The following is a 9,950-nucleotide window of genomic DNA, read 5'->3' as shown; positions in this document are numbered from 1 at the left end:
ATTATCTGTTTTCTCTGCTATAATCAGGTTTCAAAATCCGTTCTTTTCGCTTCAAAAAGCCAATAAGCTGATTAGATTAGTAGTAACCGTGAATTGCTGGACAATGACAAAAAAACAACTCAAGGCGGATTTACACGTCCATTCAAAAATGTCTGACCGCCCGTCGCACTGGATTCTCCAGAAGCTGAGCTGCCCGGAGAGTTTCACGGCCCCGGCCCGGGTCTACGAAGTGGCAAAGCAGCGCGGCATGGACCTGGTGACCATCACCGACCACAACACCATCAACGGGAGTCTGGAGATTGCCCACCTGCCGGATACATTTGTCAGCGAGGAGATCACAACCTATTTTCCGGAGGACAATTGCAAAATTCACGTGCTGGCCCTGGATATCACCGAGGCACAGCATGAGGATATTTCCCGTCTGCGAAAAAATGTTTATGAACTGGTTTCATACCTCAGCGACCAGGCCATTGCCCATGTGCTGGCCCACCCCTTGTTTGACATCAATCACAGGCTCACCCTTGCCCATTTTGAGAAAATGCTGCTGCTGTTTAAAAACTTTGAGCTAAACGGCTCCAGGGACAACTACCAGAACCGGGTGCTCGAATCAGTGCTCAGGCAGCTGGGTCCCGGGAAGCTCCAAAAACTGGCAGACAAGCACAACATGGTTCCTTTGGGCGATAACTTCTGGAAAAAAAACATTACCGGCGGATCTGACGACCATTCCTCATTAAATATTGCCCGAATGCATACCGTGGTTTCCGGAGCCGGCACCAGGGAAGAATTTTTTCAAGGACTCCGGGCGGGAAAAAGCTCGGCCCAGGGAGAACCGGCCACGCCCAAAACCATGGCCCACAACCTCTACGGCATTGCCTACCAATACTATAAATCCGCTTTCAATCTCCACGGCCATGTGGACAAAGACCCCCTGTTCCGGTTTGTGGACCGCGCTTTGACCACCAAAGACGAACCATCCCGAAACAGAAAACTCATTACGCGGCTCCAGGATTTTGTGATTTCCCGGCGCCATTCATTATCATTGCCCTTTGGCAAAAGCGCCGGCATCACAGACCTGATCCAGGAAAAAGGCCGTGCCTTTCTTGCCGAGAACACACAGATTCAAAAAATGCTTCGCACTCCGGGGACAAACGGGCTGGAGAAGGAAAACATCTGGTTTCATTTCGTCAATGAAGTCTCGGAAGAAATCATGCAAACCCTGGCCGAGACCACACTTAGCAGCCTTTCCCAGGCAAGGTTGTTTAACATTTTCCAGACGATTGGATCGGCCGGATCCGTCTACACCCTGGTGGCCCCTTACTTTATGGCCTATCAATTGTTTACCCGGGACCGCCGGTTTGCCGAGGCCTGCCACAACCACTGCATCGGCAAAAGTCCGGCCATCAGGACCGAAAAACCAAAAGTGGCCCTGTTCACCGATACATTTCACGAAACCAACGGGGTAGCCCTGACCATACGTATGCAGCTGGCGGCGGCCCGAAAAAACGGCAAAGACCTGTCGGTGATCACCTGTCATCCTGACACGGATACCGGCGGTGCTGTGAATTTCAATCCCATTGGTCATTATCAACTTCCGGAGTATCCGGAACTCAAACTGTATTATCCGCCGTTTCTGAAAATGCTGGATTTTTGCTTTGAAAACGCCATCACGCAGATTCACACGGCCACCCCCGGCCCGGTGGGACTCTGTGCCCTGGCCATTGCCCGCACCCTGAATATTCCCCTCTATGGAACCTATCACACGGCCTTTCCCCAGTACGCGGCCGAACTCACCGGTGACAACGATATCGAGGACCTGATGTGGAAGGCCATGATCTGGTTTTACAATCAAATGGACCTTGTATACGTACCTTCGAAAGCCACCGGCCGCGAACTGGCCGCCAAAGGGTTGAACCATGACAAAATAAGGGTTTATCCCCGGGGCATTGATATTCAACGCTTTCATCCCGACAAACGCAGCGAATTCTGGCAATCAGGCTATGGCCTTGACAAAGAGTCCATGAAAATCCTCTACGTGGGCCGGATTTCAAAGGAAAAGAACCTGGAGGTGCTGGTCCGGGCATTTCAACAGCCGCAATTGCAGGAGAAAAACATTGACCTCATCGTCGTGGGAGACGGCCCCTACAAACAGGAGATGGCGTCTTTGCTCAGCAGATCCCGCGCTTTTTTTACCGGTGAACTCACCGGAGAGAAGCTTGCCAGGGCCTATGCATCCAGCGATTTGTTTGTGTTTCCCTCCAACACGGACACATTCGGCAACGTGGTCCTGGAAGCGCAGGCATCGGGCCTGCCTGTGGTGGTATCAAACCAGGGGGGCCCTCAGGAAAACCTGATTGCGGGAAAAACCGGATTTGTGGTGCCGGCTTTTGACCTGGAGGCCATTGCGGCGGTCATCAGCAGGCTTTATCACAATACCGCTGAAACCGCCCGGATGAAACAGGCGGCGCGCAAGTACATGGAAGGCCGGTGCTTTGAAGAAAATTTCCTGAAAACCTGGAGTCTTTTTAAAAATGTTTCCGGGTTTGTGGACCCGAACATGCATGTTGAAGATTTGATATCAGCGGCCGGCTGACAGAAAATCCCAATACAGTTGACACAGGGCGGCAAATGATGTCCGATCACAGATGGCCGTCAAAACCATGATTGGCACGCATTGTGGCCGGCACAGCATAAAAAAAGGGTTTGCGGCCGCATTTCACGGCGACTAACGGATTTTTCATTTTATCCGGTTTTGCAGGTAAAGCGTCTGGGCTCCCGGACGCAAATTGTAATGGTGGAAGGGATTTTGATGCAAAAATTCGCCAGAAATTGGACCCCGCTGGATTTTATAACCAAAGTTTCCCGATCTTGTAAAATGCACCATGCCGTCATGCTCGGGCAGCATTCAGGATTTGGCGGATCTAAGGAATGGCGGATTCAAAGTACACATTTGGGAAAAGCCAGGAATACTGTCCGGGCTGGCAAGTTATGGTGGATTTTTAAATCTCAAAACACACCGCATGCCCAATTGATAAAAAGCCGGTATTAACAAAGCCCAAAAAACTGACTTTTCTAAGATACCGCTGGGTGATCGAAAGATTTGCATGCCGAAGGATAACCACTCGCACGATCTCTATGGGAACTGCGATCATTTCACTGTATCATTATGGCACTTCAGGCAACCCGCGAATTGCGCGTGAGAGGTGGGCGGTCCAACCGGGTCCCTTTCCGGGTGATGGCATCCCAGGCACTCGACATCTTCAGTCACCCCTTCGTGAATTTCAGGGTGATTACGTACCGAAGGGCCGTGCAGTCCCAAATAGTGTCGGTAAGCGCAGCCGCCTAAAATCATCATTGCCATGATCAATAAAATAATGCGCTTTATTCTCATTATCGTTCCTCCTCACTGATAACCTGACCGTCTTTTAACGTGATGAGCATATCCGCCCTGTTGGTGATGTCCCGATCGTGGGTGGCCATAATGATGGTACATCCGTTTTCCTTGCCCAGGTTTCGCATGAGTTGGACGAGTTGGGTCCCGCTGATCGTATCCAGATTGGCGGTAGGCTCATCGACCAAAAGAAGCTTTGGATGATGGGCAATGGCGCGGGCCATACTCACCCGCTGGATTTCACCGCCGGACAATTCATGCGGGAGTGCTTTTGCCGCAGCTTCGAGATCGATGCCGACCAGCAGACGCTTGATCCTTTGAGTGCGCTCCAGCCCGACAATGCCGTTCAAGGTTAACGGTAAACCGATATTCTCGGCAATTGTCAGGTATGAAAGCAAGTTGCCCCGCTGGAAAACGAAGCCCACGTGGCGCCGCTGAAAGCGGCTCAATTTACCCGCTTTGAGGCGGTTGATGGGAGTGCCAAAACAGGAGATTTCCCCTTGCCCCGGCATTTCAAGGCCCCCGATGCAGTTGAGGAGCGTTGATTTGCCGGAGCCGGATTTGCCCATTATTGCGGCGAAGTACCCAGCATAAATATTCAACGAGACATCGACCACGGCATTGACCAGCCCCCGTCCGGATCGGAAAGTCTTTGTGATATGGGAAAGCGCGATCATGTCCTATATCCACCTCAGAATGTCGGCTGCCCGCTTGCGGGCGACCAGTGCTGCTGGCCATATTCCTGCCAACAGGCTGAACATCAGTGCAACAGCCGGCGGTGCCCACATTGAAAAAGCTGTCAGCCGCGGATAAATGACCCCGGATACGGCGAAATAAGGGTTGTGGGACGTAAACGCGGTAAGATCGATGCCGCCCAGTTGGGCAACTCCCCAAACGGCCAGAATTCCGGCTAAGACCCCTGCCGCACAGGCCATGAAGTTCATCAGGACAACCTTGATCACGATGAGCAACGACATTTCGGCGGTGGTGACCCCCATGGCCTTCATGATGCCGTATTCCCGCATGTTGCGAATGATAAAAATCACAAAGGAGCAGGCAATGCCGATGGCCACGACGCCGAAAACGAGAAAAATTATGATGACCATGGATATGGCTTCCAGTTCGATGAGTTGCCGCAGACCCGGCATCTGCGACTCCCAGGATTCGAAACGAACCGGCTCTGAGAAACGCTGCCGGTAGATTTCCAGAATGGCATCGGGTTCGACGCCGTCGTTAAGAAATACGGCGGCGGACCAGGAGGCGTCCTTTGCGGGGATCACGTCCAGCGGGCAAAAGGTGAGGCCGCGATCCAAGCCCGGAAGGCCGGCCTGATAGATGCCCGATACTGAAAAATCGATGGTGTGGCCGCTCGTTTGGCGGGAAAATCGCAATACATCGTCGATCCGGACGTTGAATATTTCGGCCAAATCGCGGCTGATCAGGATCTCGTGCCGGCCGGGTGCTGGATAGCGTCCTTTGCTGATCTTTTTTTCAAGGGCCGTAACAGCGGATTCCCGTGCGGCGTTCACCCCGCACAGGGTTGCGGGGTGGGAAATGCTGCGCATAGAAAGCATACCCGGCAGGCAGGTGCGTTTCAAGACGGCATGAACACCCGGGGCAAGGAGTTTTTCGCGCTGCACTGAAGCGGGCAACTCATACCCCGTAATATGACCTGAAAACAAACCCACTGTGTTACGAAGCATGGCATCTTCGACGCCCACGGCCAGGGCGGAGAGGAAGATCAGGGCAGCCACGGCTGTGACCACCATGAATGAAAGGGCTGCGGTTATACGGCCGGAGCGGATGAGAAACAGAAAAGCGATACGTGTCCAGAAACCGGATAAGCCGGGTTTCATTCTATCATTCCGTTAACGAGAGGATACACTCCGATCCTTTTTCCCAAAAAACGGATGGCGGAGGGCACAAGGACCTGATCTTTCTCGGCAAAGAGAGCGCTCAAGCCTTTTGTCAGGAATCTGTGAGACTTTTGCAGTGACTGCCTGGCCGCCACCGGAAAACAGCTTATAAGGCCGGTTCCCTGATGATCCCTGTGAGCCGACGTCATAGCCTTGGTCAGTTGCTCTTTTTCTATCTGACTTGCCCCATGGTGCACCAGGGAGACCACGTAGTTGTGCTTGCGGGCTTTGATATCCGCAGCCATATCCACCATGTCGTCCATGATCTGGCAGCCCAGACCGATACTATAAAGCCCGTTCAGCAAGGGGGTTAACTTCTTTTCGGCCACCGCTTCGATGGTCAGGGGGACATCCCATGGAGATTGAAACAGGAGTCCGGTTTTAAAATGATGGATCGTTTGCAGGATCGCTTCAGGTGCCAGGATATCCGAAATACCGGCCTCTTCCCCTGCTTCTTCGATCCCGCTGCGGGTCATGGTTTTCATGGATGCAGTGGATGCGGCCAGGACCTGGTTTTCGGAAATTTCCTGCCGCAACGCGGCCTCCAGGAGGATTCGAAAGAGCACCCGGTCGGAAATCATAATGTCCACCACCGAACGGAACCGATGCCCGCTGACCGGGATATCGGTTTCCAGGGTGGGCTTGTATTCTTCGTCCAGCAGATTGTCGCAACCCGTCACCATGCCCCGCAGGCACTGAAGGATGGCTCCGTAGAGAATGCGGCGAGGGCGGGCGATGCCCGCATGCATATAGGAATACATAAACAACAGGGAAAAGAAGTTTTTTCGAAAGGAAAAAAAGGCCTCTGTGGGGTCTGCCAGGGTTACGCCGCATGTTTTCAGGATCTGGCCAGCTGTCTGCCAGTAAAGGCTCAGGCCTTCCTGCAGCTCCAGCAACAGCTGCTTGAAAGCCGGCGCCTGCTCCATCTGTTGAATGCAGGCAGACATTTCATCATCGATTTTCATATTCAGGCTTTCGGCTTCCGGGTATTGAACACGGAAATATATCCGAAATAGGTGGCCACGATTTCCGGATACACGAACCCGGCTGCGGCAATCACTTCTGGCAGAACTCCCCGGATGTTCTCTCCTATTTGGGGCTGCATGAAAAACCAGCGGGATACATGGGACACCAAAGCTCCCATCCAGGTGGTAGGGATGTGCATGTCCGCGATGACCAAGCGCCCTCCAGGCTTCAAAACGCGGTAAGCTTCGGCCAGTGCTTTTTGCTTGAGGTCTATTTGGACATGATGGAAAAAGAGGCTGGAAACCACGGCGTCGAAGGTGGCATCATCAAAGGCGAGGCCTTCGGCCGCCATTATTTCAAATCGGCAGGTTTCTGATGCACGTTTTTTGCGGGCCACGGCGATCATCCTGGCCGCTGCATCTATACCTACAGACTCACCACCTGCACCCGCATCCAGCTTGTCGCCGATAACCCGGGTCAAAACACCCGTACCGCAACCTAAATCCAGGACGCGATCAGAAATCACCGGATTCAGCAGGGAAAGCAATCGCCGGTCGTATTCGGCCTGTTTTCCCAGCAGCAAAACTGGCTCCAAGGTGTCGTATACAGAGGCCGCATGATCCAGGGTTCGACCGCGCGTTGGGATGGATTTGAGTTTCATAATCCTTAGAGTTCTTGATCGCCTTGCTTATAATCAAAACCTGCTTTTTTGGCCAACACCACTTTTACAAGTCGGTTTGCCAGGTTATTATCTTTTTATCATACGATATTGAATGTCAAGGGAAAATTATTTGCTTCTAAATGCGTGGAGAACCATTTCGAAGATCTGGAAATGGTCTAGCAGGAGTGCTACCAGCGCAGATGAGGAATATCAGAATCAAGGTGCAGATACGGCAAAGAAGTCGCACTTGAGAATGCCGTGGCAAGAAGTGCTTTCAGAAAGGATAGCTGTGAAACCACCTAAAACAATCGGCAAGTGTCAGATTTGAATGGAGCCAAGCCTACTATCCGTTTTAAGGTCTTCAAAACGGCTATTGTAATGCGTTTCGGGGTATTGTAAAAAATGACAAAAAAGAAGGCGCAACCCGCATTCCAATGGTACTCGGGACTGAAAAGTCTCTATTTTTCTTGGCTTTACGGAATAATTAATGGATCCACTTGATTCCGGAATACTTCGATAGAGGGGCAGGATAAATGGACTTTGAAGAAATCCCGCCCCGAACTTTTTCGCCGACAATTTTCGGTTAAGCCTTTCTATGAATACATTTTTGATCGGCAGAAGGCACCTTTTTCTTTTTTCACTGGCTCTTACCGCGTTATTGGTAGCCTCGGCCACTCTGTACGTCTATTCTTCTCCCAAGCTTGAAGTGGCTGATTTTATCCGGCACTTTTTAATTCTTCTGAAAAAACCCTCGGCACCATCCTTTTTTATAGCTGCTATGATCCTTTTTCCGCCGCTGGGTTTTCCGATCAGTTTCTTTCTGGCACTGGCGGGGATTCGATTCGGCATATGGGGCGGCATGGCCTTGACATTTCTTGTGCTGCCGGTGCATATGACGATTTGTTATGCAGTGACCCGGACCTTCCTCCGTGGACCGCTGACCCGTTTTTTAACCCGAAAAGGCTACCACATTCCATTGCTTCAAACGCGCCGCCCCGGTTTGGCAATGTTCGGCTTCCTGCTAATGCCCGGTCCGCCGTACGCTCTAAAAACTTATCTTCTGGCAATGACCGAGATCCCCTATCCCAGATTCCTGCTTTTCAACTGGGGCACGGAATGTCTTATAACTTTGCCGATCGTTGCCATGACAGGGGCGGCAGCGGAAAAGAACTGGTTTTTGTTCGCTGTCGCACTGTTCATATTCGCGCTGAGCCTGGGGCTGCGCTGGGGCAGGAAAAGAAAAAAGCCGGAAAGAAAGTCACACCCGAAAGGTTCAGAAGCCCAAAGGCCCCGGTGATCTCCCGGGGTGCCTTGAAAGTCCATGGATAAATTGTCTGTATCAGCTTCTCAAACCTTTTTCACTTGGCCCAACCAAGCGATTAACCTTGCTCAGGCTCGATGGATTCTTTCTTTTTGCCCTCTTTTTTCATATCCACGTATTCCCAGTCATTCTTTGTGAGCTTCCCGTTGTCATCAAGATCATTAAGCTTGGCGCTGCCCTTTTCCGCTCCCGCTTTGAAGGCTTCCTGGATGCTTACCTTCCCGTTGTTGTTCTTGTCGGCTTGATCAAAGGACGGCTTTTGTGCCCCAAATGCGGTGGCGGCAAAAACAACTGCGGCAAAAACAGAAATAACGGCTATTACAGCACGTTTCATAAGCCAACCTCCTTATGCATATCTGGATTACAACAGTGTAACCGAGGGACGTACTCACCCCTCATCCTCTGTGTAAAAGATTATCCTATCTTATTGACCTGTTCGGTTTCAAATCTGATTACCAGTTTCCGCCATGTCAAGGAACATATTGTTTTTATATCAATTCTTGTGGATTCAGGCGGGAGAACTGCTTTTCAAGAGCCGGACCGGTTGGAAAAGCAACAGCCGGATCCGGCTCTTGTTTTTGACAGGAGAATTATTTGGTGAGTGTCACCACGGCAAGTCCGGCGCCGGGATGCTTGATAAGGAACTGGATTTTGCTTCCTTCCTCAATGCTTCCAATAATTTTCCTGCAATCCGTAACCGAACTGATCGGTTTGTGGTTGATCTCCTTGATAATGTCCTTTTCCTGGATTCCCGCTTTATCCGCCTTGCTTCCGGGCCTTATTTCAACCACGATGACCCCTTCTTTGGGGCTGATATTCAGCCTTTCAGCCAACTGTGGCGAGATGTCCGAAACCGCCAACCCTAATTTCGCAGATTCTTCATCTTCCTGTCTGTCTCCTTTGGCGCCGGGAGCCATTTCATCCCGTTTTGCAATTTTGACCCGGAAGGTTTGGGTTTCATCTCCCCGGCGGACCTTAATTGCCGCTTTTTCCCCAACGGGCAAATCGGAAATCAGCTTGGAAAGTTCGCGGGCGGAAGCAACCTTTTCCCCGTTTATTGACATAATAATGTCGTTGGCCTTGAGGCCGGCTTTATCCGCCGGATCGTCAGGAAATACGCGGGTTATCAGAACCCCATGTTCAACATCATAATAATTTTTCAGCTCCTTATTTAGCTCCTGTACGCCAATGCCCAACCAGCCCCGGGTGACTTCTCCGCTTTCCTTCAGTTGCTCTATGACCTCCTTTGCCATACTTGAAGGGACTGCAAAGCCGATGCCTTCGCCTCGGGGCAGGATCGCCGTATTGATTCCCACGACCTCGCCGTCCATGTTGAGCAACGGACCGCCGCTGTTGCCGGGATTAATCGAGACGTCGGTCTGAATAAAATCATCGTACGGGCCGGCACCGATCACGCGCCCTTTGGCACTGATAATGCCGGCCGTGACCGTATGATCCAGACCAAACGGGTTGCCGATCGCCACGACCCACTGACCGACCTTCATCTTGTCTGAATTCCCCAATTCCAAGGCCGGGAGCGTTTTTTCAGGATCTATTTTAAGCAGAGCCAGGTCCGTGGGCGGGTCACTGCCGATGATTTCAGCGGCATATTCGTCTCCGTTTTGCAGCTTGACCTTAATCTGGTCGGCATTTTTAATCACATGGTAGTTGGTAACAATATAGCCCTGCGAATCCAGA

General features: G+C 51.5%; 9 protein-coding genes. 2 read left to right on the top strand and 7 right to left on the bottom strand.

Translation table 11 applies throughout. The features are described from left to right. Positions 1–103: 103 nt before the first annotated feature. Complete coding sequence (locus ACTCIA_RS15570) at positions 104–2,590, top strand: glycosyltransferase (RefSeq protein ID WP_463002726.1); 2,487 nt, start codon at positions 104–106, stop codon at positions 2,588–2,590. Between the two features lie 555 nt (positions 2,591–3,145). Here ACTCIA_RS15570 and ACTCIA_RS15565 read toward each other — a convergent pair. From ACTCIA_RS15565 to ACTCIA_RS15545, 5 genes are read right to left on the bottom strand one after another with little or no spacing between them, the layout of a single operon-like run. After that, entirely contained in the window at positions 3,146–3,349 is a 204-nt protein-coding gene (locus tag ACTCIA_RS15565) for a cytochrome c3 family protein (protein ID WP_463002727.1), read from the bottom strand. Between the two features lie 38 nt (positions 3,350–3,387). After that, entirely contained in the window at positions 3,388–4,065 is a 678-nt protein-coding gene (locus tag ACTCIA_RS15560; protein ID WP_463002725.1) for an ABC transporter ATP-binding protein, read from the bottom strand. Between the two features lie 3 nt (positions 4,066–4,068). Next, positions 4,069–5,244, bottom strand: coding sequence for an ABC transporter permease (locus ACTCIA_RS15555; protein ID WP_463002724.1), 1,176 nt, complete (start codon positions 5,242–5,244; stop codon positions 4,069–4,071). Further along, complete coding sequence (locus ACTCIA_RS15550) at positions 5,241–6,269, bottom strand: hypothetical protein (protein ID WP_463002723.1); 1,029 nt, start codon at positions 6,267–6,269, stop codon at positions 5,241–5,243. Before ACTCIA_RS15550 ends, ACTCIA_RS15555 begins: the two co-directional genes overlap by 4 nt. A gap of 2 nt (positions 6,270–6,271) precedes the next feature. After that, positions 6,272–6,931 carry a class I SAM-dependent methyltransferase gene (locus tag ACTCIA_RS15545; protein ID WP_463002722.1) on the bottom strand — a complete coding sequence of 220 codons (660 nt, stop codon included), beginning with the start codon at positions 6,929–6,931 and terminating at the stop codon, positions 6,272–6,274. A gap of 595 nt (positions 6,932–7,526) precedes the next feature. On the opposite strand from ACTCIA_RS15545, the gene ACTCIA_RS15540 reads away from it, so the two are divergent. After that, positions 7,527–8,228 carry a TVP38/TMEM64 family protein gene (locus ACTCIA_RS15540; RefSeq protein ID WP_463002721.1) on the top strand — a complete coding sequence of 234 codons (702 nt, stop codon included), beginning with the start codon at positions 7,527–7,529 and terminating at the stop codon, positions 8,226–8,228. Between the two features lie 82 nt (positions 8,229–8,310). On the opposite strand, the gene ACTCIA_RS15535 is transcribed toward ACTCIA_RS15540, so the two are convergent. Together ACTCIA_RS15535 and ACTCIA_RS15530 are read right to left on the bottom strand one after the other, a co-directional pair. Then, positions 8,311–8,586 carry a hypothetical protein gene (locus ACTCIA_RS15535; RefSeq protein WP_463002720.1) on the bottom strand — a complete coding sequence of 92 codons (276 nt, stop codon included), beginning with the start codon at positions 8,584–8,586 and terminating at the stop codon, positions 8,311–8,313. A gap of 256 nt (positions 8,587–8,842) precedes the next feature. After that, positions 8,843–9,950 (bottom strand): Do family serine endopeptidase (locus ACTCIA_RS15530; RefSeq protein WP_463002719.1); only part of this gene is annotated, 1,108 nt, incomplete at its 5' end.

The organism is Desulfosalsimonas sp. (assembly GCF_055149105.1).
This window is presented reverse-complemented; position numbering and strand designations above follow the sequence as displayed.